Origin of the sequence: Burkholderia sp. Ac-20349 (genome assembly GCF_017104865.1) — a bacterium.
Taxonomy (GTDB): domain Bacteria; phylum Pseudomonadota; class Gammaproteobacteria; order Burkholderiales; family Burkholderiaceae; genus Burkholderia; species Burkholderia aenigmatica.
The window spans coordinates 1-24375 of record NZ_JAAGPM010000040.1 but is presented as its reverse complement, the minus strand read 5'-3'; the positions used below and the strand labels follow the sequence as shown (position 1 = coordinate 24375).

Sequence of the window (24375 nt, the reverse complement as noted above, 5' to 3'; positions counted from 1 at the left end):
TCCTGGGTTTAAGGCTAGGAAACAACGTGTCCTGTAGATGACGGCTATATCACATACAAGTCGACGTACTGATCGACCGGCATCGCTTCGAGCTTTGCCTGGTCCAGCGACACGTCGAGAATCGCTTGTTGCTGCTTTGCCGGGAAGCGGCGGGCGAGGTTGGTCCGGAATTTCTCGACCAGGAGCGGGATGCCTTCGGTGCGGCGTCGCTGATGACCGAGCGGGTATTCGACCGCCACTTCGGCAAGCTTCGATCCGTCCGCGAACTCGATCGTCAGTGCATTCGCGATCGAGCGCTTGTCCGGGTCGTGGTAATCCTTCGTGAACTGCGGATCCTCGACGCACACGGTCTTTGCGCGCAGCGCGTCGATGCGGGGATCGGCGGCGGCCGAATCTTCATAGTCGGCCGCGGTCAGCCGGCCGAACAGCAGCGGCACGGCGACCATGTACTGGATGCAGTGGTCGCGGTCGGCCGGATTGGCGAGCGGGCCCTGCTTGTCGATGATGCGGATCGCGGCCGCGTGCGTGCGGATCGTGATCCGGCTGATCTCGTCGGTCGTGCGGCCCGCGGCGGCGAGCTGCGCGTGCAGCTGCAGCGCGGCCTCGGCGGCCGTTTGCGCGTGGAATTCGGCGGGGAACGCGATCTTGAACAGCACGTTTTCCATCACGTACGTGCCGTACGGGCGCTGGAAGCAGAACGGCTTGCCGTCGAACAGCACGTCGTAGAAGCCCCAGGTCTTGGCGGTGAGCGCCGACGGGTAGCCCATTTCACCCGTTTTCGCGATCAGCGCGAGGCGCACCGCGCGGGACGTGGCGTCGCCGGCCGCCCATGATTTGCGCGAGCCGGTGTTCGGTGCGTGGCGGTAAGTGCGCAGCGCCTGGCCGTCGACGAACGCGTTGGATACCGCGTTGATCAGCTCGTCGCGCGTGAGCCCGAGCAGCCGGCCGACGACGGCGGTCGACGCGACCTTCACGAGCAGCACGTGGTCGAGCCCGACCGCGTTGAACGAATTCTCGAGGGCGAGGCAGCCCTGGATCTCGTGGGCCTGGATCATTGCGACCAGTACGTCGCGCATCAGGAGCGGCTTCCGGCCGGCCGCGACGGCCGTGCGGGAGAGCCAGTCGGCCGTCGCCAGGATCCCGCCGAGGTTGTCGGACGGATGACCCCATTCGGCGGCGAGCCAGGTGTCGTTGAAGTCCAGCCAGCGGATCATCGCGCCGATGCCGAACGCGGCCTGGACGGGATCGAGCTGGAAGGACGTGCCGGGCACCTTCGCGCCGTTCGGCACGATCGTGCCGGGCACGACGGGGCCGAGCAGCTTGGTGCAGGCAGGGTAGGACAGCGCCTCGAGCCCGCATCCGAGCGTGTCGATCAGGCAATGACGCGCCGTCTCCAGCGCGAGCGCGCTGTCGAGACCGGTGTTCAGCACGTAGTCGACGATATCGACGAGTACCGTATCCGGAGCAGGGCGGACGTTGGAGACCGGGGCGGACATCGAGGGGCCGATGGGAACGCGCTTAGTTCGTTGCCGGCTTCAGCTCGTTCGATTGCGTCGGCGCAGCCGTGCCTTGTGCCATTTCCGGCGTCACGCATTCGTCCGCGAGGCGCTCGCCGCCGTTTGCGTCCGAGAACAGCATTGCCTTGGTCGGGATCACGATCAGCTTGAAGCCTGCTGCCGGATCGTAGAACGTGTCGGCGCCCGTCGTCGTGGCTTGACGCGGCAGCTTGTAGTTCTTCTTCGCCCAGTGAACCGTGACGACCTGGTCGCGCTTCATGTCGCCGGCGAGGTCGAACGACAGGCCTTCCTTACAGGACCACTTGACCGCGCCGTCCGGTACCGGATCGACCTTGGCGGCTGCGCGCGCCTGCGCCTTCTTGCTGCGCGGGATGATGCGCTTGGCCGGCGCCGGGCGCTTGGCCGTAGCCTTCTTCGCGGTCGTCGTGGCCGTACCCTGGGCAAACGCGCTCGGAGCCGACACCAGCATCGTGGCGGACAAGGCGCCGATGGCGGTAGCGATCAGGAGTTTCTTCATGGAGTCAGAACCTTTCGATAATCAGTTGACAAGGGCCGGCAATCGAAGTGGCCGGCCGGTTTGAAACTGCACGCGCCCCGAAAGCGCGCAGCGGCCGCTATTTTCACCTATTTGGCCGCGTATATATCAGGTTTTCGGGCTCCGTTACGTTTTTTGTCGTTTCGCAAAACTCTATCCGGTTCGCGCGTCGTCGAATGCATGAATCTCGTGTCTCGGCCGGCGGCGCGCGCTTACGGCGCGCTGCCTGCGGCGGCCGGCCCGAACAGCGGCGCGGCCTCGGCCGGTACGGGCTGGCCGGTGGCCCGCGCGCGGCGCAGCACCGACCAGTAATACCGGTAGCTCGCGCGATCGTGCAGCGTATCACCGTGGCGCGTCGGCCCCCAGTCGGCGGCCTGCGCGGCCAGCAGGATCTCGGCGGCCAGCGCGACCTCGTCGGTGCGCGGCGCGAATGCGTCGACGATCGGGCGGATCTGCGCGGGGTGGATGCTCCACATCCGCGTGAATGCGAATTCGTCGCGCGCGCGGCGTGCATCGCCGGCGACGATGCCCATGTCGCGCACCTCGGTCGTCACGTTGTGCGACGGCGTCTTGCCGTGCGCGTGGCAGGCCGCGGCGATTTCCAGCTTCGCGCGGCGCACGAGCGGATGCTCGAACTGGCCCGGCGAGCGCATCGCGGAATCGGGAATCGCGCCATGGTGCGCGGAGACGAAATCCATCAGCCCGAAGCTCAGCGTGCCGACCGTCGGCAGCGCGGCGAGGGCGGCCGCCTGCGCGAGCGCGCCGTGCGTCTCGACCAGCACGTCGACCGGGATCGGCTGCGCGATGCCGAGCTCGCGGCGCGTGCCTTCGATGAACGCGGTCATTTCGGCTGCGTCGGCGGCACTCGCGATCTTCGGGAGCGTGATGTAGGCGGGGGCGCGCGCCGCACGCAGCACGATGCGCACGTCGTCGCGCCAGTGCGGGTGGGAAAAGTCGTGGATACGGACGCCGACGCGGCCGAAGCGGTTCTCGGCGCTGCCGAGCAGTTCGGCGACGAGTGCCGCGTGCGCGGCTTCCTGGCCGACGGCCGCGCCGTCTTCGCAGTCGAGCGTGATGTCGAAAACGGGGCCCGTTTCGGCCTGCAGCGCGAGCGACTTGCGCATCAGCTTTTCGCTGCCCGCGTAGTGATCGCAGCAGGGCAGGATCGCGGGCGGGGACGCCCCGTCGTACAGCACTTGTGCAGGAGTGAGCGCGGCCATCTCGTCTACGTCAGGGAAGCGGGTCAACGTGGAGAAAATCGGATTCGGGCGCGTTCTGGGCCGGGGCGCGGCGGGCGCGGGCGGCAAAACGTGCGCGGATCGGATCGGTCGGCCCGCGCCGGCGGCATGCCGGCCCGGGCCGAGACCGGGCTGCCCGAGGGCGGCCCGGCAAGATGCGTGATGCTTAGTTCTTCAGCAGGTGGGCGACGCCATCGCGCTCTTCGAGCAGCTCGGCCAGCGTGCCGTCCATCTTCTCGCGCGAGAACGCGTCGATTTCCAGGCCTTCGATGCGCTTGTACTCGCCGTTTTCGCAAACGACCGGCACGCCGTAGATGATGTCTTCAGGGATGCCGTACGAGCCGTCCGACGGGATGCCCATCGTGACCCACTTGCCGTTCGTGCCGAGGACCCAGTCACGCACGTGGTCGATCGCTGCGTTCGCTGCCGACGCTGCCGACGACAGGCCGCGCGCTTCGATGATCGCCGCGCCGCGCTTGCCGACGGTCGGGATGAACGTGTCACGGTTCCACACGTCGTCGTTGATCAGCTTCAGCATCGACTCGCCTTCGGCGGTCGCGAAGCGGAAGTCGGGGTACATCGTCGGCGAGTGGTTGCCCCACACGGCGAGCTTCTCGATCGATGCGACCGGCTTGCCCGACTTCGCTGCGAGCTGCGACAGCGCGCGGTTGTGGTCGAGGCGCAGCATGGCCGTGAAGTTCTTCTTCGGCAGATCCGGTGCCGACTTCATCGCGATGTACGCGTTGGTGTTCGCCGGGTTGCCGACGACCAGCACCTTCACGTCGCGGCTCGCGACTTCGTTCAGCGCAGCGCCCTGAACCGTGAAGATTTCGGCGTTTGCCGACAGCAGGTCCTTGCGCTCCATGCCCTTCGAGCGCGGACGTGCGCCGACCAGCAGTGCGACGTCGGCATCCTTGAATGCGACCTTCGGATCATCGGTGATCACGACGCCCGACAGCAGCGGGAACGCGCAATCGTCGAGTTCCATCACGACGCCTTTGACGGCGCCTTGGGCTTGCGGGAGGTCGAGCAGTTGCAGGATGACCGGCTGGTCCTTGCCGAGCAGATCGCCGTTCGCGATGCGGAACAGCAGGGAGTAAGCGATTTGACCTGCGGCGCCGGTGACGGCAACACGCTTTGCGGGCTTAGCCATTGAAAATCTCCAGGACGGGTGAAGCGTTGGACACTCGCGAAAACGCCATTCTATGCGCGTTGTGCTGAGTGTTGCATTGAAGCAGGGCGGAGGACTCGCGATGGCAGACGCGGTGAACCTGGAGACGGCCGTGGCACGTAGCCGGGGACGCGCTTTTGCACCCGCGAACCCTTGCTCGACCCGGAGTGTAGGAGCCGTCCGGCTCAAAGTCAAACGGTATCATATGTCTTATATAAGACAGATGTTTTGCGGAAATTGAGTGGACTTAAAAGTGCGGTTTGTGATGAAATGCGCGCCATGACATCGAACCAGGCGAATACCGCGAATCAGACCGGCGCAGGCGGCCCAGGGCAGCCGGGCGCGAGCGATCCCGCACCTTCGCCTGCGGCGCCGCCGTCGCCGACGTTCAGCCCGTTATACCAGCAGATTAAGTCATTGATCACGCAAAGTCTCGAATCCGGTGAATGGAAGCCGGGCGAGATCATCCCGAGCGAGGTGGAGCTCGCGGCTCGCTACAAGGTCAGCCAGGGCACCGTCCGCAAGGCGATCGACGAGCTGGCCGCCGAAAACCTCGTGGTCCGGCGGCAGGGCAAGGGCACTTTTGTTGCAACGCACAATGAGGATCGCGCGCAGTTCCGCTTCCTCCGCCTGCTGGCCGACGACGGTGCCGAGCATCCGCACGTGAGCCGCCTGCTCGAATGCCGGCGCCTGCGCGCGCCGGCCGAGATCGCGCGGCAGCTCGACCTGAAGCCGGCCGATCCCGTCGTGCAGGTGCGCCGTCTGCTGGAGTTCGAGAAGGAAGTGACGGTGCTCGACGAGATCTGGCTGCCGGGCGCGATGTTCCGCGGCCTGACGTTCGAGCGGCTGAGCGAGTACAAGGGGCCGCTCTACGCGATGTTCGAGACGGAGTTCGGCACGCGGATGATCCGCGCGACGGAAAAGATCCGCGCGGTCGCGGCGGAGCCGGCGGTGGCCGACCTGCTGCACGTGCCGGCGGGTTTTCCTTTGCTGTCGGTCGAGCGCGTGTCCTATACATACGGAGACCGGCCGGTGGAAGTGCGTCGCGGCTGGTATGTCACAACCGGGTACTACTATCAGAATGACTTGAGTTGACGGTGTATCGGCTCAAGCCGAGTGCGTTCGCGTTCCCCACGTTCGCGAAGCACGTTTCGGGCCGCCTTTTGTTCTTGTTCGCGCAACTATCCAGAGCAGACTTTCGCTGCAGCGCGATATAAAAAGGCGCTAAAATCGCGGATTAGTGTGACAACATAGTAGGGGTCTAGCATGACTGATGCAGTAAGAAAGCCGAGGCCGGAATACCGGAACATCGGATTTGGCGATATCACGATGAAATATCGCATGCCGCTGGCAGCGATATTGTCGATTCTCCATCGAGTCAGCGGCGCGCTGCTGTTCTTGTTCCTGCCGTTCCTGCTGTTCCTCTTCGACCAGAGCCTCACGTCCGAGCTCAGCTTCGAAGTCTTCAAGGCTTTCCTCTCCAACATCATCGTCAAGCTGATCGTCCTCGCACTGTCGTGGGCCTTCTTCCACCATTTCTGCGCCGGCATTCGCCACCTGCTGATGGACGTCAATCACGACGCCGTCACGAAGGAAGGCGGCAAGCGGACGGCAGTCGTCGTCTTTGTCGTCTCGATCGCCCTGACGATCGCCATGGCACTCAAACTGTTCGGAGCATTCTAAGAAAATGGCAGCCAATAACCGAATCGGCTCGAAGCGCCTCGTCGTCGGCGCGCACTACGGCCTGCGCGACTGGCTCGCGCAACGCATCACCGCCACGATCATGGCGGTCTACACGGTCATCCTGCTCGTCCTGTTCTTCGGCGCGCACGATTTCTCGTACGAAGGCTGGGCCTCGATCTTCGCCGCGCAATGGATGAAGCTCGCGACCTTCGTGATGCTGCTTTCCCTCTTCTACCACGCATGGGTCGGCGTGCGCGACATCTGGATGGACTACGTGAAGCCCGTCGGTGTGCGCCTGCTGCTGCAATCGCTGACCATCGTCTGGCTGCTCGCATGTGCGGGCTACGCCGCGCAGATTCTCTGGAGAGTGTAAAGAATGGCTGCAATCAAATCTAACCTCCCGCGTCGCAAGTTTGACGTGGTGATCGTCGGCGCGGGCGGCTCCGGCTTGCGCGCAGCGCTGCAACTGTCGCGCGCGGGCCTGTCGGTCGGCGTGCTGTCGAAGGTGTTCCCGACCCGTTCGCACACGGTGGCCGCGCAGGGCGGTATCGGCGCGTCGCTCGGCAACATGAGCGAAGACAACTGGCACTTCCACTTCTACGACACGATCAAGGGCTCCGACTGGCTCGGCGACCAGGACGCGATCGAATTCATGTGCCGTGAAGCGCCGAACGTCGTGTACGAACTCGAGCACTTCGGCATGCCGTTCGACCGTAACGCGGACGGCACGATCTACCAGCGCCCGTTCGGCGGCCACACCGCGAACTACGGCGAGAAGCCGGTCCAGCGCGCATGCGCGGCCGCCGACCGTACCGGTCACGCGCTGCTGCACACGCTGTACCAGCAGAACGTCGAAGCGAAGACGCAGTTCTTCGTCGAATGGATGGCGCTCGACCTGATCCGCGACGCGGAAGGCGACGTGCTCGGCGTGACGGCCCTCGAGATGGAGACGGGTGACGTCTACATCATGGAAGGCAAGACCACGCTGTTCGCAACGGGCGGCGCAGGCCGGATCTTCGCGGCATCGACCAACGCGTTCATCAACACCGGCGACGGCCTCGGCATGGCTGCGCGTTCGGGCATCGCGCTGCAGGACATGGAGTTCTGGCAGTTCCACCCGACCGGCGTGGCCGGCGCGGGCGTGCTGATCACCGAAGGCGTGCGCGGCGAAGGCGGTATCCTGCGCAACGCGAACGGCGAGCGTTTCATGGAGCGCTACGCGCCGACGCTGAAGGATCTGGCGCCGCGTGACTTCGTGTCGCGTTCGATGGACCAGGAAATCAAGGAAGGCCGTGGCGTGGGTCCGAACAAGGATCACGTGCTGCTCGACCTGTCGCACATCGGCGCCGAGACGATCATGAAGCGTCTGCCGTCGATCCGCGAAATCGCGCTGAAGTTCGCGAACGTCGACGCGATCAAGGAACCGATCCCGGTCGTCCCGACGATCCACTACCAGATGGGCGGCATCCCGACCAACATCCACGGTCAGGTCGTCGGCACGTCGCGCGGCGGTCACAAGGATCCGGTCAACGGCTTCTACGCAGTGGGCGAATGCTCGTGCGTGTCCGTGCACGGCGCGAACCGCCTCGGCACGAACTCGCTGCTGGACCTCGTGGTGTTCGGCCGTGCGGCCGGCAACCACATCGTCGAGCACGTGAAGAACCAGAAGGAACACAAGCCGCTGCCGGCCGATGCAGGCGAATTCTCGCTGGCGCGCCTGGCGAAGCTCGACAAGTCGACCTCGGGCGAATACACGCAGGACGTCGCGAACGACATCCGCTCGACGATGCAGAAGCACGCAGGCGTGTTCCGCACGTCGAAACTGCTGAAGGAAGGCGTCGACGAGATGGCCGGCCTGAAGGCACGCGTGGAAAACATCCACCTGAAGGACAAGTCGAAGGTGTTCAACACCGCGCGCGTCGAAGCGCTCGAGCTGGAGAACCTGATCGAAGTTGCTCGCGCAACGATGGTGTCGGCGGAAGCACGTAAGGAAAGCCGTGGCGCACACGCCCACAGCGACTACGAACACCGCGACGACGACAACTGGCTGCGCCACACGCTGTGGTACAGCGAAGGCGATCGCCTCGACTACAAGCCGGTTCAAATGAAGCCGCTGACGGTCGAATCCGTGCCGCCGAAGCCGCGCACGTTCTAAGCCGAGTCAAAGGAATCCGAAATGGCAAAACGCATTTTTGAAGTCTACCGCTACGATCCGGACAAGGACGCAGCGCCGCGCATGCAGACGTACGAGCTGGAGCTCGAGCACGAGCGCATGCTGCTCGACGCACTGGTCAAGCTGAAGGCCGTGGACGAGACGCTGTCGTTCCGCCGCTCGTGCCGCGAAGGCGTGTGCGGTTCGGACGCGATGAACATCAACGGCAAGAACGGTCTCGCGTGCCTGACGAACCTGAACGACCTGCCGCAGAAGATCGTGCTGCGTCCGCTGCCGGGCCTGCCCGTCGTGCGCGACCTGATCGTCGACATGACGCACTTCTTCAACCAGTACCACTCGATCAAGCCGTACCTGATCAACGACGCGCCGCCGCCGGAGAAGGAACGCCTCCAGTCGCCGGAAGAGCGCGACGAGCTCGACGGCGTGTACGAGTGCATTCTGTGTGCGAGCTGCTCGACGTCGTGCCCGAGCTTCTGGTGGAACCCGGACAAGTTCGTCGGCCCGGCCGGCCTGCTGCAGGCTTACCGCTTCATCGCGGACAGCCGCGACACGGCCACCGGCGAGCGTCTCGACAACCTGGAAGACCCGTACCGTCTGTTCCGTTGCCACACGATCATGAACTGCGTCGACGTTTGCCCGAAGGGCCTGAACCCGACGAAGGCGATCGGCAAGATCAAGGAACTGATGGTCCGCCGCGCGGTTTAAGGTCGGCATGAGCGACGATTCGCATCAATCCGACCCGCACCGTCGCGCACGCCTCCGCTGGCGTGCGCGGCGGGGTCTGCTGGAAAACGACATCATCTTCGAGCGTTTCTTCAGCAGATACGAGCATGACCTCACCGATGCAGACGTAGGCGCGTTGTCGCGCCTGCTCGATCTGAGCGACAACGACCTGATGGACTTGCTCCTCGCGCGCAAGGAACCAGAAGGCGACCTAGACAGCCCGGATATTCACCGGCTGTTGGAGATGCTGCGCAACGTGTAACGCCAAGGTGTAACGCGCTGTGCCCGTTATCGAATCCCGTTTCTATTTTCGATTGAGGATGTGCCATGACTCCGTCTGATGTTAAAGCCACGCTATCGTTCAGCGACAACTCGCCGAGCGTCGAACTGCCGATCTACAAGGGCACGATGGGCCCGGACGTAATCGACATCCGCAAGCTGTACGGCCAGACCGGCAAGTTCACGTACGACCCGGGCTTCATGTCGACGGCAGCTTGTAATTCGGCGATCACGTACATCGACGGCGACAAGGGCGAGCTGCTGTACCGCGGTTACCCGATCGACAACCTCGCGCAAAACGCGGACTTCCTCGAAAGCTGCTACCTGCTGCTGAAGGGCGAACTGCCGAACGCAGCGCAGAAGAAGGAATTCGTCGACACCGTCACGAAGCACACGATGGTGCACGAGCAGATGCACTTCTTCTTCCGTGGCTTCCGCCGCGACGCGCACCCGATGGCGATCCTGGTCGCCGCAGTCGGCGCGCTGTCCGCGTTCTACCACGACTCGCTCGACATCAACGATCCGCGTCACCGTGAAGTGTCGGCGATCCGCATGATCGCGAAGCTGCCGACGCTCGTCGCGATGGCGTACAAGTACAGCATCGGTCAGCCGTTCGTGTATCCGAAGAACTCGCTGTCGTACAGCGCGAACTTCATGCACATGATGTTCTCGAACCCGTGCGAAGAGTACAAGGTCAACGACGTGCTCGTCCGCGCACTCGACCGTATCCTGATCTTGCACGCCGATCACGAGCAGAACGCATCGACGTCGACCGTCCGCCTGGCCGGTTCGTCGGGCGCGAACCCGTTCGCATGTATCGCGGCCGGTATCGCATGTCTGTGGGGCCCGGCGCACGGTGGTGCGAACGAAGCCGCGCTGAACATGCTCGAGCAGATCGGTTCGCCGGACAACATCCCCGAATTCATCAAGCAGGTGAAGGACAAGAATTCGGGCGTGAAGCTGATGGGCTTCGGTCACCGCGTGTACAAGAACTACGACCCGCGTGCGAAGCTGATGCGCGAAACGTGCTACGAAGTGCTGAACGAACTGGGCCTGCACGACGACCCGCTGTTCAAGCTCGCGATGCAGCTCGAGAAGATCGCGCTGGAAGACGAATACTTCGTGTCGCGCAAGCTGTACCCGAACGTCGACTTCTACTCGGGCATCGTCCAGCGCGCGCTGGGCATCCCGACGTCGATGTTCACGTGTATCTTCGCGATGGCACGTACGGTCGGCTGGATCGCACAGTGGAACGAAATGATCGGCGATCCGGAGCAGAAGATCGGCCGTCCGCGTCAGCTGTTCATCGGCGATACGCCGCGCGAAGCGAAGCCGCTCAACGCACGTTAAGTCGTGCGCGGCGCGAACGGCCGGCAGGCCGCTCGCGTCGGGCGATCGCAACGCCACGACACCCCGACGGGTCATCCCGTCGGGGTGTTTTCATTTGTGCGGCCGGGGTTCGCCCGGGCCGGCGCGGCGCTCCAGCGACGGCGGGCGCGTGTCGAGTGCGGGGGCATCGTCATCGGGCGCGTGACCGTGCTGCACGAAGAACTGCCGGTATGCGCCGGGCGTCATCCCGCGCGCGGCGAGAAACTGGCGGTTGAAGTTCGCGGCATTCGGAATGCCGCAGCGCGCGGCCACGGTCGCGATCGGCCAGTCGGTGCCGACGAGATGACGGCACGCGTGCGCGAGCCGCAGCCGCTGCACGTAGCGGCCGACGCTTTCGCCGAGATGCCGGACGAACAGGCGCTGCAGCGTGCGTTCGGACATGTGCGCAGCGGCGGCGAGCGTGTCGACGCGCAGCGGTTCGTGGAAGTGCCGGTCGATTGCGTCGAGCACGCGATCGAGGCGTTCGGCTTCGGGGGCGGCCGTGTCGGCGTGCGGTGCCGTGCCGTCGGCGCGGTCGTACGCGTGTGCGGTGGCGAGCGGTTCGCCGCCGGCGTCCGCGAGATCGGCGAGCGTGTCGAGCGCGGCCGCGAGCCGCGTGCGTGGTGATGGGTCGAGCAACTGCGGCAGCCGTGCGCGCATCGCGGAGGCCGCGTCCGCATCGAAGCGCAGGCCCGGTGCGGCACGCCGCAGCAGCGAGCGCAGCGGCGCGTATTCGGGACAGCAGTCGGCCAGCCGCCTCACCCAGTCGCCGTCGAACCAGATGACGAGCGCGACTTCGGGCGCATCGCGATCGATGCGTGCGTTCGACGACCAGGTATGCGGCAGGTTGGGCGGCACGAGCACCAGGTCGTCGTCCGCGTAGCGCGCGACGTGATCGCCGATGAAGCGCTGGCCGCGGCTGTTGAGCGTCAGCGTCAGTTCGTATTCGGGATGGCGATGCCATTCGAACGGAATGCGCGCGAGCTGGCGGTGATACACGCGGATCGAACAGCCGGGGGCGAAGGTCACGTGCTCGTACTGCGGTTTCATCGGCGGCCTCCGGGCGAGGGCGGGCATCGCGCCGTGGCATGATCGTGAGCATTCGTCACGACGGAGCGATGCGATGTTTTCACATGTTTGCGTGGGTGTGACCGACACCGCGCGCGCCTACGATTTCTACGCGCCGCTGTTCGCGGAACTCGGGCTGCGCCTGAAATTCCGCGAACCGGACGGCTGGTCGGGCTGGATGCCGGCCGACGCCGACCGGCCGCTGTTCTTCTTCGGCCAGCCGCTCGACGGCCGCGCGCCCGAACCGGGCAATGGCCACACGATCGCGTTCGTTGCACCGACGCGTGCGCACGTCGATCGCTGCCACGCGCTCGCGCTGCGCCACGGCGGCACCTGCGAAGGGCCGCCGGGCCTGCGGCCGGACTATCACCGCGACTACTACGGCGCCTATTTCCGCGATCCGGACGGCAACAAGCTCTGCGTGGTCTGCCATCGTCCCGAGTGATGCACGATTGTCAGGATTGTATCGATAGTTGGCCGGATAGGGGTGATGGTGGTCGCGTACCGGCCGTACGCTGACAGCACATCACGACACCTGTCAGCGAGGAGACCACGATGCAACTGACGATTGACGACCTGCCTGCCGCGATTCGCGCGGCGAAAAGGGGGCTGCGCGCCGACCTGCCCGGTTATGCGGCCACGTTCCGCGAACTGGAAGGAGACATCGCGCGGCAGGTCGACGCGATTCGCCGCACGCATGCGCATGGCCATGACGTGATTCCGGTGGTGCCGTTCGCGGACATCGCGGGCGGGACCGTCGATCCGCACGCGGTTGCCGCGATCCGCACGCATGGCGCGGTCGTGATTCGTGGCGTATTCGATGCGCAGCAGGCGCGCGACTGGAACGACGAGATCGGCGCGTACCTGGACGCGAACCGCTTCGCCGAGCGGCTGCACGCACGCGCCGAAGACCGCTATTTCGGCAATCTCGCGTCGGGCAAGCCGCAGATCTACGGCGTCTACTGGTCGAAGCCGCAGGTGGCTGCGCGCCAGTCTCTGGCGCTGACCCAGGCGCGCGTGTTCCTGAACCGCCTGTGGCGGCATGCGGACGGCACGCACACGCATTTCGATCCCGACCAGGTGCCGGCCTATGCGGACCGGATTCGCCGCCGCCCGCCCGGCTCGACGTCGCTCGGGCTGTCGCCGCACGTCGACGGCGGCTCCGTCGAACGCTGGCTCGGCGCGAATTTCCGCCAGGTCTACCGTCACGTGCTGGCCGGTCGCTGGCGCGATTACGACCCGTTCGATGCGGCGTTTCGTCCGGACGTCGAGGAGATCCCGTCGCCGGCCGTGTGCTCGATGTTCCGCACGTTCCAGGGCTGGACCGCGCTGACGCCGCAGGGGCCCGGCGACGGTACGCTGCAGTTGATCCCGGTCGCGAACGCGATGGCCTACGTCGTGCTGCGCGCGCTGCAGGACGATGTCGCCGACGACGACCTGTGCGGCGCGCGTCCCGGCCGCGCGCTGTCGATCCGGCCCGAATGGCACGCGCTGCTGCTCGATGCACTGGTGCCGATCCCGCACATGGAGCCGGGCGACGCGGTGTTCTGGCATGGCGACGTCGTGCACGCGGTCGAGGATGCGCATCGCGGCAATGGCGACAGCAACGTGATGTACATCGCGGCCGCACCCGGTTGCGCGAAGAACGACGCGTACCTGCAGCGCCAGCGGGCTGCGTTCCTGCGCGGCGAGAGCCCGCCCGATTTTCCGGCCGATCATTTCGAGGTCGAATTCGACGGTCGCGGCGGGGAGGGCGATCTCACGGCACTCGGCCGTTCGCAGATGGGTTTCGGGCCGGGCCTGTAGCCGGCGCACCGCAGGCGAAGGCGGCCGTTCGCCCGGCGGTGAACGGCCGTTTGCCGAATCCGCTGCGTACCGCGTGCAATTCGACGCAATCGGCTGTCGGCACCGCCGAAATCGACGCGAATTGCGCAATTTGGCTTCCGATAATGGTCCGGACACAACGCAGCCACCCCGTTGAAGCACGGGTGTGGCGCTGACCATGGAGGAGTCGATGCAATTCACGCAAGCGATCGTTCGCCGCCCCGCGCCGTCCTGTGGCGCGGGCCTGACCACCGCCGAGCTCGGCGCGCCCGACTACGACAAGACGCTCACGCAGTTTCACGCTTACTGCGAAGCGCTGCGCACGCTCGGCGTCGAGCTGACCGAACTGCCGCCGCTGGACGCGTTTCCCGATTCGCACTTCGTCGAGGACACCGCGGTCGTGACGCCGGAATTCGCGGTGATCACGCGCCCCGGTGCGCCCGCGCGACGCGGCGAGACGGTGCATATCGAAGCGGCACTGGCCGCGCATCGCGACCTGCTGCCGATGCAGGACGGTCGCCTCGACGGCGGCGACGTGATGCAGGTCGGCAAGCGCTTCTACGTCGGCCTGACGGGCCGCACCGACGCCGCAGGCATCGCCGCGTTCGAATCGCTGGTGTCGCGCTACGGCTATTCGGTCGTCGCGGTGCCGGTGGGTGCCGGCCTGCATCTCAAGTCGGTCGTCAACGCGCTCGGCGACGACACACTGCTCGTGACCGAAGCGCTGGCCGCGCATCCGGCGTTCGCCGACTATCGCCGGATCGCGATCTCGGCCGCCGACGAATACGCGGGTAACACGCTGCGCGTAAACGGCACGCTGATCACCCCGGCCGGCTACCCGCGCGTGCACGATGCGATCGCATCGCTCGGGCTGCCGCTGCACGTGATCGACACGAGCGAGTTCCGCAAGATGGACGGCGGGCTGACCTGCCTGTCGCTGCGGTTCTAGCCGATTGGCGCGCGGCCGCTTCGGCCGGATAATGTGGCCCCCGCGCGGAACCGGAGACGTTCCGCGCACCAGCCACGACCCGACCGGAGCGAACGCGGATGACCGACAAGAAGATGCAGCTCGACAAGATCGATCTCCGGATCCTCGACATCCTGCGCACCGACGGGCGGATTTCCTACCGGAAGCTGTCGGAGCTCGTGAACCTCACGCCGCGGCCGTGCCAGGCGCGCGTGGAGCGGCTCGAGGCGCTCGGCGTGATCGAAGGGTACCGCGCGGTGATCAAGGCGCCGCGCGCGACCAAGCCGATCGTCGTGATCGCGCAGATCACGCTGGCCGACCACGGGCGTTCGCAGGCGCCGTTCGAGGACGAAATGCGGGCGAATCCGGCCGTGCTCGATTGCTGGCTCGTCAGCGGCACGTTCGATTTTCTCGTGCGGCTCGCGTGCGAGGATCTCGACGAGTACCGGCGGATCGCGAACGCGTGGCTGGAAAGCCCGCGGTTCCGGATCGAGAAGATCGTGACGACGGCCGAACTGCAGGCGATCAAGCGCAGCGTCGTGTGAGGCAGCCGGCCGGAAAGGGCCGGTTTCAACGCGAATGACCGGGTTGGGCGATTCGCATTCCGAATCAAATCGCCCGCCCCGAATCCAATCAGGGTGAACACTATGGATGCTTTGCAAGCGGCAGCGGAGACGGCCGCGCCGTCCGGAACGACGCTGAAGCGTCGTCTGCAGGGCCGCCACATCGCGATGATCGCGATCGGCGGTTCGATCGGCACGGGGCTGTTCGTCGCGTCGGGGGCGTCGGTCGCGCAGGCGGGGCCGGGCGGTGCGATCGCTGCGTATATCGCGATCGGGCTGATGGTGTACTTCGTCGTCACGGGCCTCGGCGAGATGGCCGCGCTGATGCCGGTATCGGGTTCGTTTGCGATCTACGGCGAGAAGTACGTCGACGAAGGTTTCGGCGTCGCGCTCGGCTGGACCTACTGGTACAGCTGGGCCGTGACGATCGCGATCGAGCTGGTCGCCGCGCAGATCGTGATGCGCTACTGGTTTCCAACCCTACCTGGCATCTGGTGGGGCGCGGGCTTTCTCGTGCTGATCTTCCTGCTGAATACGCTGTCGGTGCGTGGCTTCGGCGAATCGGAATACTGGTTCTCGTTGATCAAGGTCGTCACCGTGGTCGCGTTCATCGCGGCCGGGCTGCTGATCGCCGCCGGCCTGATCGGGAACGGGCATCCGGTCGGCCTGCGCAACTTCACGACGGGCGACGCGCCGTTCGTCGGCGGCGTGCACGCGATGATGAGCGTCGCGCTGATCGCGGGCTTCTCGTTTCTCGGCACCGAACTGGTCGGGATCACGGCCGGCGAATCGGAGAATCCGCGCCAGACGATCCCGCGCGCGGTGAAGCAGATCTTCTGGCGGATCATGCTGTTCTACGTGTTCGCGATTTTCGTGATCGGCCTGCTCGTGCCGTACACGGATCCGAACCTGTTGAAGAGCGATGTGACCGACATCGGCGTGAGCCCGTTCACACTGGTGTTCAGCCACGCGGGTTTCCGGCTCGCGGCCGGCGCGATGAATCTCGTGATCCTGACGGCCGTGCTGTCGGCCGGCAATTCCGGCACCTACGCGGCGACGCGGATGCTGTACAACCTCGCCGCGGAAGGGCGCGCACCCGCGATGTTCGCGACGCTGTCGCCGGGCGGCGTGCCGCGCAACGCGCTGTACGCGACGATGGCCGTCGGCGGGCTGTGCTTCCTCACGTCGTTGACCAACAACCAGAGCATCTATCTGTGGCTGCTGAATACGGTCGGCATCACGGGTTTCATCGCGTGGCTCGGCATCGCGGTGTGCCATTACCGGTTCCGCAAGGGCTTCCTGAAGCAGGGCTACCGGCTCGATCAACTGCCGTACCGCGCGAAATGGTTCCCGTTCGGGCCGCTGTTCGCGATCGCGATCTGCATCGTGATCTCGCTCGGGCAGGACTACCAGGCGTTCTTCGCGGCCCGCATCGACTGGATGGAAGTGCTGTCGATCTACGTGTGGATTCCGCTGTTCGTCGCGATCTGGTGGGCGTATCGCCGCGCGCGCAAGAGCCGGCTCGTGCGCTACGAGGAGATGGACATCGGGCCGTGGCTGACGCGTTCGGTCGAGGCGGTCGATGCGGGGGCGAGCCGGCCCGGGCGCGGCAACTGAGCGATGGCACGTACGCTGCCGGGCGATCGATGCGCTCGCCCGGCATCTCGCGTGCCCGGGGTGCCTCGCTTTCTGTCGGTTCCCTTTCGACTGGCGCTCGGTGCGGGTGCGTGACACTTTCATGTCGCGTTCGTCCATCGCGCGCCACCCGCGCAATCCTTTCGCAGCCCATTCGGCGGCTGCTTAATCGGCCCTTAAGCAAGCGGTCGGGATAATGGCGTCGCGTTTGCCTCGACCTGTCGCGGACGCGTCCATTCTCACGTTCATCCGCTCAGGAGCGACCGTTGTTCCGCTCTCCGCTTGCTTCGTCGTCGTTCTCCGCTTGCCGTTTGCGTGCCGCGCTTGCCGGTGCCGTGTCGTGTGCCGTCGTGCTCGGCGGCTGCACGGCATACCACCCGCGACCGTTGACCCCGCACGCGACACTGACCACCACCGACGCGCTGAACCGGATTCGCATCGATCCGGCGGCCATGCCGCTGCCGGAACTGGCTGCGCATCGCTTCGATCCATCCGATGGCTTCGACATCGAGGACATCGCGATGCTCGCGGTCGCGAACAATCCCGACCTGAAGCTTGCGCGCGACGATCTCGGGATTGCACAGGCGCAGGCGTTTTCCGCGGGCCTGCTGCCCGATCCGCAACTGTCGGTGTCGAGCGATTTCCCGGGCGCGGCCGGTCTCGAGCGCGCGTTCAACTACGGCCTGAGCATGGACGTGATGGCGATCGTCACGCGCAATGCGAACAAGCGGTCCGCCGACGCGACGGTGCGCAAGACCGATCTCGGTCTGCTGTGGCAGGAGTGGCAGGTCGTCGCGCAGGCGAAGCAGCTGTACACGAAGGCGCGCTACGAGGACGCGACGTTGCCGCTGCTCGCGCAGGCGCGCGCGCTCAACACGGCGCGCTACGAGCGGATCGCGCATGCGCGGCAGGCGGGCAACGTGACGGATGACGTCGTCAGCGTCGCGTCGACGGCCTGCAGCGATGCGCGCAAGCAATACGACGACATGGTGCGTGCACGCGAGCAGACGCACCACGACCTGAACGCGCTGCTCGGGCTCGCACCGGGCGTCGAACTGCGACTGGCCGGCGCCGACCGGGCGGTGCCGCTGACCGATGCGACGCTCGACGCCGCAGTGGCCGCGCTGCCGCAGCGGCGGCCCGACCTGATCGCGCTGCAGGCCGGCTACGACGCGCAGGAGCAGAAATATCGCGCCGCGATCCTGAACCAGTTTCCGAGCCTGAATGTCGGCTTCAATCGGGCACGCGACACGTCGGGCATTTATACGACCGGCTTTCAGATTGCGCTGAGCCTGCCGATCTTCAATCGCAACCGCGGCAACGTCGCGATCGAGCAGGCAACCCGCCAGCGGCTGGGCGACGAATACCAGTCGCGGCTGAACGTCGCCTATGCCGATATCGCGCACCTGCGTGCCGATTCCCGTCTCGCGACGGAGCAGCTTGCGCAGGACGAGGCTGCGCTGCCCGCGCTCGAACGGGCCGCCGAGCATGCCGGGCACGCGTACGCCGCGCACGATATCGCGCTCGGCCAGTACACCGACGCGCAGCTTGTCGCGCTGACGAAGCGGATCGACGTGGCGACGCAGCGCGATGCGCTCGCCGAGCAACGCATCGGCCTGCAGGCGTTGCTCGGCAGTGCCGTCCCCAATGCCTTTTCCACCGACTCCCCCCAGCGTTGACTTCATGCCAGCCGTCCTGAATTGCCTTACACGCCGCCGCGCGGCAGCATTCGCCGTCGCGCTTGCCGCGCTTGCGCCGTGCGCCGGGCCCGCGAGTGCCGATGAACCCGTGACCGCCTCGGTTGAAGCCGTGCGCGTGCAGCGTGCGCCGATCTCACAGCAAGTGCGTGCGTACGGCATTGTCGCCGCGTCGTCGGCGAGCGTGATGTCGGTGAACCTGCCGTACACCGCGCGTCTGCGCAAGGTTCTCGTGCTGCCCGGCCAGACGGTCGCGCGCGGCACGCCACTCGTCGTCGTGCAGGCCGATCCCGCCGCGGTGCTGGCCGCATCGCAGGCGGCGAGTGCATTGACGCTGGCGCGCGGCGAACTCGCGCGTACGCGCTCGCTGTACGACGACGGTCTCGCGACGCAGTCGCAGCTGGCCGCCGCGCAGAAAGCGCTCGACGATGCGCAGCAGGGGCTGGCCGCGCAGCAGCAGATGGGTGTGCATGGCGGCGACGTGACGATCGCGGCGCCGTCCGCGGGCGTCGTGTCGCAGCTGTCGGCGCTGCCCGGCGACCAGTTGCAGGCCGGCGCGACGATCGCGCAGCTTGCGGCGACCACCGGCGCGTCGAGCCACCAGGCGAATGTCACGCTCGGCGTCGATCCGTCGTCGGCCGCGTCGATTCATGCGGGCGACGCCGTCGTGCTGCACGGGTTGTCGACCGCGCTGGAACACGCGAATCCGGCGGGGCAGGTCGTCGTCGCGGGCGCGTCGATCGATCCGCAGAGCCAGCTCGTGAACGTCGGCGCGAACGTGCCGCTCGGCGGCACCGCGTTCATTCCCGGGACGCGCGTGAGCGCCGATATCGCGACGCAGACCGGCACGTGGTGGGTGGTGCCGCGCTCGGCGGTGCTGCGCGATGCAAAGGGTGCGTACGTGTTCCAGGTGACGCCGAAGCAGGCGGCACGTCGCGTCGATGTCGCGGTGCGCGTCGAAAGCGGCGACCGTTACGGCGTGGACGGCCCGCTGAATGCGGCCGAGCCGCTCGTCGTGACCGGCAACTACGAACTGCAGGACGGGATGGCCGTGCGTCTTGCCGGAGGCGTGCATCGATGAACTTCGGGCAATGGATGCAGCGGCACCGGCGCTCGCTGCTGTTCGTCGTCGCGCTGCTCGCGATTGCCGGTGCGCTGACGGCGTTCCGGCTGCCGATCTCGCTGTTTCCGAACGTGTCGTTCCCGCGCGCCGTCGTGTCGCTCGACGCCGGCGACCGGCCGGCCGAGCAGATGGCCACACTCGTGACCATGCCGGTTGAAGAGGCGCTGCGGCGCGTGCCGAACGTGCGCGACGTCGAATCGAAAACGAGCCGCGGTTCGGCCGAGATCTCGCTGAACTTCGACTGGGGCACCGACATGGCGCAGGCGACGCTGCAGGCGCAGTCGACGATCGCCGAGATCCTGCCGTCGCTGCCGGCCGGCACGACGATGCAGGTGAAGCGGATGGATCCGACCGTGTTCCCGGTGCTCGCCTACAGCCTCACGTCGTCGCGGCAGTCGCTGTCCGAACTGCGCGATCTCGCGCAGTTCCAGTTGCGGCCGCTGCTGTCGTCGGTCGACGGCGTGGCACGTGTCGAGGTGACGGGCGGCGCGCAGGACGAACTGCAGGTCGCGATCGATCCCGCGCGGCTTGCCGCGTACAAGCTGTCGGTGGAGGACGTGTCGAAGGCGATCGGTGCCGGCAACGTGCTGATGGCAACCGGGCGCATCGAGGATCACTACAAGCTATATCTGGTCGTTGCCGATACGACGATCACGTCGCTCGATACGCTGCGCAACGCGGTCGTCGCATCGTCGGGCGGCAACCAGGTGCGCGTGGGCGACGTCGCGACGGTGTCGCGCGGCACGGTCCCGCAATGGATCCGCGTGACCGCGGACGGACAGGATGCGGTGCTCGTCAACGTGTTCCAGCAGCCGGGCGCGAACAGTGTGGCGATGGCCGCGGCGATCCGCGCGAAGCTCGCCGATTTCCGCAAGCAGATGCCGTCGGGTGTCCGTCTCGCGAACTGGTACGACCAGAGCCAGCTCGTGATCGCATCCGCATCGAGCGTGCGCGACGCGATCCTGATCGGCGTCGTGCTGGCCGCGTTCACGCTGTTCGTATTCTTGCGCAACTGGAAGGTCACCGCGATCGCGGTCGCCCTGGTGCCGATCGTGATGAGCACGACGATCCTGCTGCTCGACGTGTTCGGGATGGGCTTCAACATCATGACGCTCGGCGGGATGGCGGCGGCCGTCGGGCTCGTGATCGACGACGCGATCGTGATGATCGAGCACATCGCGCGACGCATGCGCGAGGCGGGCGCTCACGCATTTCACGGCCGCGTGATGAGCGCGGCGCTCGAATTCACGCGGCCGCTCGCCGGGTCGTCGGCCGCGACGCTGATCATTTTCGTGCCGCTCGCGTTCCTGTCGGGCGTGACCGGTGCGTTTTTCAAGGCGCTGTCGATCACGATGGCGAGCGCGCTGTTCATTTCGTTCATCGTGAGCTGGCTCGCGATCCCGATCCTGTGCGATCACTGGCTGACGCCGGCCGATGCGGCGGAGCATCGCGAGTCGCGTTTCGCCCACTGGCTGAACACACGTTATGCGACGCTCGTCGAGCGCGTCAGCCGCCAGCCCTGGCTGGCATTCGCGGGCGTGGTGCCGCTGCTGGTCGTGGCCGCGTTCGCGTTCACGCGCGTCGGCAGCGGGTTCATGCCGTCGATGGACGAGGGCGGCTTCGTGCTCGACTACCATACGGCGCCCGGTACCTCGATCACCGAGACCGATCGCCTGATGCGCGAGGTGGAAACGATCATTCGCGAGAACCCGAACGTCGCGACGTATTCGCGCCGGACGGGCGCGGGCCTCGGCGGCGATCTCAACGAACCGAACAAGGGAGACTTCTTCGTGCGCCTGAAATCGGGGTCGCGCGAGCCGATCGATACCGTGATGGAAGAGATCCGTTCGAAGGTCGAGACGAACGTGCCCGGCGTGAATATCGAACTCGCGCAATTGATGGAGGATTTGATCGGCGACCTGACCGCGGTGCCGCAACCCGTGCAGATCAAGATTTATTCGGACGATCCGAATGTGCTCGAAGCAACCGCGCGACGTGTGGCGGCGCGCATCGGGAAGATTCAGGGCATCGTCGACGTCGACGACGGCATCAACCCGGCGGGCGATGCGCTCGACCTGCATATCCGGCCCGACGCGGCGGCCGCCGAAGGGATGGATCCGCAGTCGATCGCGCAGCAGGTGTCGGACTTGCTGGAGGGAAGCGTCGCGACGCAGTATCAGCAAGGTCCGAAGACGGTCGGCGTGCGCGTGCGGGTGGCGGACGCGATGCGGATGAACGGCACGGGGCTGGGCGCGTTGCAGATCCGCGCGCCGGACGGGCACCTGTTTCCGCTCGACCGCGTGACCGACCGTATCACCATCAGCGGTCAGCCGGAGATCAGTCGCGACAACCTGAAGCGGATGGTGTCCGTCACCGCGCGGATCGACGGTCGCGATCTCGGTTCGACGATCGCGGACGTGCAGCGCGCGCTTGGCGACGCGAACCTGTTGCCGTCGGGCGTCTATTACGAACTGGGCGGTCTGTATCAACAACAGCAGATCGCCTTCCGCGGGCTCATCGCGGTGTTCGGCGCGGCCGTTGCGCTCGTGTTCGCGCTGCTGCTGTTCCTCTACGAGCGATTCCGCGTGGCGCTCGCCGTGATGGCGATGCCGTTGTGTGCGACCGGTGCCGTGTTCGTCGGGCTATGGGTGACCGGCATCGAGCTGAACATCTCCGCCATGATGGGGATGACGATGATCGTCGGCATCGTGACGGAGGTGGCGATCTTCTACGTGTCGGAATTCCAGGGGCTCGTGCGCGACGAAGGCATGGCGCCGGATGTGGCGCTGCTGGCGGCCGGCCGCAACCGGTTGCGGCCGATTGCGATGACGACGATCGCAGCGATCCTGGCCTTGCTGCCGCTCGCGTTTGCACTCGGGCAGGGTTCGGCGATGCAGCAGCCGCTTGCGGTCGCGATCATTTCGGGGTTGATCGTGCAGTTGCCGCTCGTGCTGCTCGTGCTGCCGGCGCTGCTGCGCGTGTTGCTGTCGGGGCGGCGCCCGGGGAGGGCGCAAGGGTAAGGCCGCGCGCACGCACGTTGCGTCAGTCCGCTCGCGCAAGTCGCGCCTTCATGAAATCCACCCACGCGCGCACTTTCTGCGGGACGTGCCGCGTCGCGACGTATAGCGCGTAGACGTTCTGCTGCGGAAACCGGTACGCGGGCAGCGCGTCGACCAGTGTGCCGCTCTCGAGATCGTCGCGTACGAGCCATTCGGGCAGCAGCGCGACGCCGCTGCCCTGGCGTGCCAGTTCGCTTAATACCGATGCGTTGTCGACGACGATGCGAGGCTTCTGGGCCGGTCGAAACGCATGTTCGTTGCCCGCGCGATCGGTGAGCATCCATTCGGCGATCCGCTCGAGCCGGCTGTGGCCGAGCTGCGGCAAGCGGGCCAGGTCGTCGGGCGACGCCGGGTGCGGCAGCCCGGCTTTCGCGGGCAGACCGGGTGCCATCACGGCGAGCACATCGTAGGTGGCGAGGCAGACACCGCGATAGGGCAGGTCGCGAAAGTGCTCGTCGCGTCCGAGCCGGATCGCGACGTCGAAGCGGTCGCGCACGAGATCGGCCTGGGAGGTATGCGTTTCGAGCCGCACGCGCAACGCGGGATGTTGCGCGGTGAACGCATGCAGCATCGGGGCGAGGACGCGCGCTGCATACTCGACCGTCGACGTCACGCGCAGGATGCCGTGCATCCCGCCATGCTCGCCGCGCACCTCGTCGATCGCGCCTTCGGCTTCTTCGAGCACGCGCAGGCAGCGCTGGTAGAAGCGCTCGCCGGCGTCGGTCAGCTCGACACGCCGGGTCGTCCGCGTGAGCAGCGTGACGCCGAGCTCCGCTTCGAGCTGCTTGATGTTGAAACTGACGGCCGCCCGCGCCTGGTTCAGCGCGGTGGCGGCGGCCGTGAACGACCCGGCCTCGACCACGGCACGGAAGACGGCGAAACGATCGAGGCTCACCATGGTTGGGGCGTGGGTCCTGTCTATGCGTTGGATCGCTCGAAGGGTACCCGAATGTGCGGCCGCGTGCGGCGTGCGGTGCATGGCTGCGACTGCGCGGCGTTGCCGGGACGTGACCTGATTGTCAAAAAAATTCGACGAAACCGGTCGAATCCGGCCGCTTACCGATGGGCCGGCCGGCCTCTACACTGCGGCGTTTCGTGATGTTGCCGCCGCCATGACCGACCGTTCCAGAATCGCCGCCGTCTACCTGCTCGGCTTCGCGATCGATCTCGCGAACATGTTCATGCTGAACGCCGCGTATCCGGCGCTGCAGCGCGAACTGCACGCGTCGGTCGCGCAGCTTGCGTGGGTCGGCAACACATATGTGCTCGGCCTGACCGTCGTGATCCCGTTCGGCACGTGGCTCGCGCGCCGCTGCGGCGAGCGGCGCGTGTTCGCTGCATCGCTGCTGCTGTTCGGGTTCGGCAGCGCCGGCGTCGGCGCATCGCCGTCGATCGGGATGCTGCTCGCGTGGCGGCTGGTTCAGGGGCTCGGCGGCGGGCTGCTGATTCCGGTCGGGCAGACGATGGCCTATCGCGCGTATCCGCCGCAGGCGCGGGCGCGGCTCACGTCGGTCGTGATGATGGTCGCGCTGCTCGTGCCCGCGTTGTCGCCGGCGATCGGCGGTGCCATTGTCGAGATTGGAAGAGCAAACGTCTGACCTCCCGGACGGTCTTCCGATCTTCGGGCGCCGCTGCGGCGAGCGGCGCGTGTTCGCTGCATCGCTGCTGCTGTTCGGGTTCGGCAGCGCCGGCGTCGGCGCATCGCCGTCGATCGGGATGCTGCTCGCGTGGCGGCTGGTTCAGGGGCTCGGC

General features: G+C 66.3%; 21 protein-coding genes and 1 pseudogene. 16 read left to right on the top strand and 6 right to left on the bottom strand.

Annotated features, from left to right (window positions below):
• Positions 1-44 precede the first annotated feature (44 nt).
• The 4 genes from G3N61_RS15665 to G3N61_RS15650 all read right to left on the bottom strand — a co-directional run bounded on the left by G3N61_RS15665 (position 45) and on the right by G3N61_RS15650 (position 4443).
• Positions 45-1496 carry a bifunctional 2-methylcitrate dehydratase/aconitate hydratase gene (locus G3N61_RS15665; RefSeq protein WP_205822953.1) on the bottom strand — a complete coding sequence of 484 codons (1452 nt, stop codon included), beginning with the start codon at positions 1494-1496 and terminating at the stop codon, positions 45-47.
• Between the two features lie 22 nt (positions 1497-1518).
• Positions 1519-2034, bottom strand: a complete 516-nt coding sequence (locus G3N61_RS15660; protein WP_043177672.1) for a hypothetical protein — start codon at positions 2032-2034, stop codon at positions 1519-1521.
• A gap of 230 nt (positions 2035-2264) precedes the next feature.
• On the bottom strand, positions 2265-3272 hold the full coding sequence (locus G3N61_RS15655; protein WP_043177670.1) for an aldolase/citrate lyase family protein: 1008 nt from the start codon (positions 3270-3272) through the stop codon (positions 2265-2267).
• 184 nt (positions 3273-3456) lie between these two features.
• Positions 3457-4443 carry a malate dehydrogenase gene (locus G3N61_RS15650; RefSeq protein WP_043177668.1) on the bottom strand — a complete coding sequence of 329 codons (987 nt, stop codon included), beginning with the start codon at positions 4441-4443 and terminating at the stop codon, positions 3457-3459.
• Between the two features lie 288 nt (positions 4444-4731).
• Between G3N61_RS15650 and G3N61_RS15645 the strand changes: the two genes are divergently transcribed.
• The 7 genes from G3N61_RS15645 to gltA all read left to right on the top strand — a co-directional run bounded on the left by G3N61_RS15645 (position 4732) and on the right by gltA (position 10669).
• Entirely contained in the window at positions 4732-5556 is an 825-nt protein-coding gene (locus G3N61_RS15645; RefSeq protein WP_043177665.1) for a GntR family transcriptional regulator, read from the top strand.
• A gap of 171 nt (positions 5557-5727) precedes the next feature.
• A complete protein-coding gene (sdhC, locus tag G3N61_RS15640) occupies positions 5728-6144 on the top strand; it encodes a succinate dehydrogenase, cytochrome b556 subunit (RefSeq protein WP_034185792.1) in 417 nt (138 codons plus the stop codon).
• Positions 6145-6148: 4 nt separating this feature from the next.
• Positions 6149-6517, top strand: coding sequence for a succinate dehydrogenase, hydrophobic membrane anchor protein (gene sdhD / locus G3N61_RS15635; RefSeq protein WP_011355745.1), 369 nt, complete (start codon positions 6149-6151; stop codon positions 6515-6517).
• Between the two features lie 3 nt (positions 6518-6520).
• Positions 6521-8299 (top strand): succinate dehydrogenase flavoprotein subunit, encoded by a 1779-nt coding sequence (gene sdhA / locus G3N61_RS15630; RefSeq protein WP_043177662.1) that lies wholly within the window; start codon positions 6521-6523, stop codon positions 8297-8299.
• Positions 8300-8320: 21 nt separating this feature from the next.
• A complete protein-coding gene (locus tag G3N61_RS15625) occupies positions 8321-9022 on the top strand; it encodes a succinate dehydrogenase iron-sulfur subunit (protein WP_011355743.1) in 702 nt (233 codons plus the stop codon).
• 7 nt (positions 9023-9029) lie between these two features.
• Positions 9030-9302, top strand: a complete 273-nt coding sequence (locus G3N61_RS15620) for a succinate dehydrogenase assembly factor 2 (protein WP_011355742.1) — start codon at positions 9030-9032, stop codon at positions 9300-9302.
• 65 nt (positions 9303-9367) lie between these two features.
• Positions 9368-10669: a citrate synthase gene (gene gltA / locus G3N61_RS15615; protein ID WP_011355741.1), complete on the top strand. Its 1302-nt coding sequence runs from the start codon at positions 9368-9370 to the stop codon at positions 10667-10669.
• A 90-nt stretch (positions 10670-10759) separates the two neighbouring features.
• On the opposite strand, the gene G3N61_RS15610 is transcribed toward gltA, so the two are convergent.
• On the bottom strand, positions 10760-11737 hold the full coding sequence (locus tag G3N61_RS15610; protein WP_205822952.1) for an AraC family transcriptional regulator: 978 nt from the start codon (positions 11735-11737) through the stop codon (positions 10760-10762).
• Between the two features lie 73 nt (positions 11738-11810).
• On the opposite strand from G3N61_RS15610, the gene G3N61_RS15605 reads away from it, so the two are divergent.
• The 8 genes from G3N61_RS15605 to G3N61_RS15570 all read left to right on the top strand — a co-directional run bounded on the left by G3N61_RS15605 (position 11811) and on the right by G3N61_RS15570 (position 22584).
• Positions 11811-12200: a VOC family protein gene (locus tag G3N61_RS15605; RefSeq protein ID WP_174971955.1), complete on the top strand. Its 390-nt coding sequence runs from the start codon at positions 11811-11813 to the stop codon at positions 12198-12200.
• 110 nt (positions 12201-12310) lie between these two features.
• Positions 12311-13561 (top strand): DUF1479 domain-containing protein, encoded by a 1251-nt coding sequence (locus tag G3N61_RS15600; RefSeq protein WP_205822951.1) that lies wholly within the window; start codon positions 12311-12313, stop codon positions 13559-13561.
• Between the two features lie 208 nt (positions 13562-13769).
• Positions 13770-14528, top strand: coding sequence for an arginine deiminase family protein (locus G3N61_RS15595; RefSeq protein ID WP_205822950.1), 759 nt, complete (start codon positions 13770-13772; stop codon positions 14526-14528).
• A 98-nt stretch (positions 14529-14626) separates the two neighbouring features.
• Positions 14627-15091 carry an Lrp/AsnC family transcriptional regulator gene (locus G3N61_RS15590; RefSeq protein ID WP_043177650.1) on the top strand — a complete coding sequence of 155 codons (465 nt, stop codon included), beginning with the start codon at positions 14627-14629 and terminating at the stop codon, positions 15089-15091.
• Between the two features lie 102 nt (positions 15092-15193).
• Complete coding sequence (locus G3N61_RS15585; protein ID WP_043177647.1) at positions 15194-16726, top strand: amino acid permease; 1533 nt, start codon at positions 15194-15196, stop codon at positions 16724-16726.
• 284 nt (positions 16727-17010) lie between these two features.
• Positions 17011-18423, top strand: a complete 1413-nt coding sequence (locus G3N61_RS15580) for a TolC family protein (RefSeq protein WP_241017766.1) — start codon at positions 17011-17013, stop codon at positions 18421-18423.
• Positions 18424-18532: 109 nt separating this feature from the next.
• Positions 18533-19522, top strand: a complete 990-nt coding sequence (locus G3N61_RS15575; RefSeq protein WP_346778574.1) for an efflux RND transporter periplasmic adaptor subunit — start codon at positions 18533-18535, stop codon at positions 19520-19522.
• Positions 19519-22584, top strand: a complete 3066-nt coding sequence (locus G3N61_RS15570) for an efflux RND transporter permease subunit (protein ID WP_205822948.1) — start codon at positions 19519-19521, stop codon at positions 22582-22584. Before G3N61_RS15575 ends, G3N61_RS15570 begins: the two co-directional genes overlap by 4 nt.
• A gap of 22 nt (positions 22585-22606) precedes the next feature.
• Here the strand turns inward: G3N61_RS15570 and G3N61_RS15565 are convergent, their stop codons facing one another.
• Positions 22607-23521 (bottom strand): LysR family transcriptional regulator, encoded by a 915-nt coding sequence (locus G3N61_RS15565; RefSeq protein ID WP_089453374.1) that lies wholly within the window; start codon positions 23519-23521, stop codon positions 22607-22609.
• A 214-nt stretch (positions 23522-23735) separates the two neighbouring features.
• On the opposite strand from G3N61_RS15565, the pseudogene G3N61_RS15560 reads away from it, so the two are divergent.
• A pseudogene (locus G3N61_RS15560) lies at positions 23736-24200 on the top strand (MFS transporter); the annotation flags it as partial.
• Between the last annotated feature and the right edge of the window lie 175 nt (positions 24201-24375).

Coding starts and splice junctions, on each gene's coding strand:
- G3N61_RS15665 (WP_205822953.1), bottom strand. CDS start 1,496: ATGTCCGCCCCGGTCTCCAACGTCCGCCCTGCTCCGGATACGGTACTC.
- G3N61_RS15660 (WP_043177672.1), bottom strand. CDS start 2,034: ATGAAGAAACTCCTGATCGCTACCGCCATCGGCGCCTTGTCCGCCACG.
- G3N61_RS15655 (WP_043177670.1), bottom strand. CDS start 3,272: ATGGCCGCGCTCACTCCTGCACAAGTGCTGTACGACGGGGCGTCCCCG.
- G3N61_RS15650 (WP_043177668.1), bottom strand. CDS start 4,443: ATGGCTAAGCCCGCAAAGCGTGTTGCCGTCACCGGCGCCGCAGGTCAA.
- G3N61_RS15645 (WP_043177665.1), top strand. CDS start 4,732: ATGCGCGCCATGACATCGAACCAGGCGAATACCGCGAATCAGACCGGC.
- sdhC (WP_034185792.1), top strand. CDS start 5,728: ATGACTGATGCAGTAAGAAAGCCGAGGCCGGAATACCGGAACATCGGA.
- sdhD (WP_011355745.1), top strand. CDS start 6,149: ATGGCAGCCAATAACCGAATCGGCTCGAAGCGCCTCGTCGTCGGCGCG.
- sdhA (WP_043177662.1), top strand. CDS start 6,521: ATGGCTGCAATCAAATCTAACCTCCCGCGTCGCAAGTTTGACGTGGTG.
- G3N61_RS15625 (WP_011355743.1), top strand. CDS start 8,321: ATGGCAAAACGCATTTTTGAAGTCTACCGCTACGATCCGGACAAGGAC.
- G3N61_RS15620 (WP_011355742.1), top strand. CDS start 9,030: ATGAGCGACGATTCGCATCAATCCGACCCGCACCGTCGCGCACGCCTC.
- gltA (WP_011355741.1), top strand. CDS start 9,368: ATGACTCCGTCTGATGTTAAAGCCACGCTATCGTTCAGCGACAACTCG.
- G3N61_RS15610 (WP_205822952.1), bottom strand. CDS start 11,737: ATGAAACCGCAGTACGAGCACGTGACCTTCGCCCCCGGCTGTTCGATC.
- G3N61_RS15605 (WP_174971955.1), top strand. CDS start 11,811: ATGTTTTCACATGTTTGCGTGGGTGTGACCGACACCGCGCGCGCCTAC.
- G3N61_RS15600 (WP_205822951.1), top strand. CDS start 12,311: ATGCAACTGACGATTGACGACCTGCCTGCCGCGATTCGCGCGGCGAAA.
- G3N61_RS15595 (WP_205822950.1), top strand. CDS start 13,770: ATGCAATTCACGCAAGCGATCGTTCGCCGCCCCGCGCCGTCCTGTGGC.
- G3N61_RS15590 (WP_043177650.1), top strand. CDS start 14,627: ATGACCGACAAGAAGATGCAGCTCGACAAGATCGATCTCCGGATCCTC.
- G3N61_RS15585 (WP_043177647.1), top strand. CDS start 15,194: ATGGATGCTTTGCAAGCGGCAGCGGAGACGGCCGCGCCGTCCGGAACG.
- G3N61_RS15570 (WP_205822948.1), top strand. CDS start 19,519: ATGAACTTCGGGCAATGGATGCAGCGGCACCGGCGCTCGCTGCTGTTC.
- G3N61_RS15565 (WP_089453374.1), bottom strand. CDS start 23,521: ATGGTGAGCCTCGATCGTTTCGCCGTCTTCCGTGCCGTGGTCGAGGCC.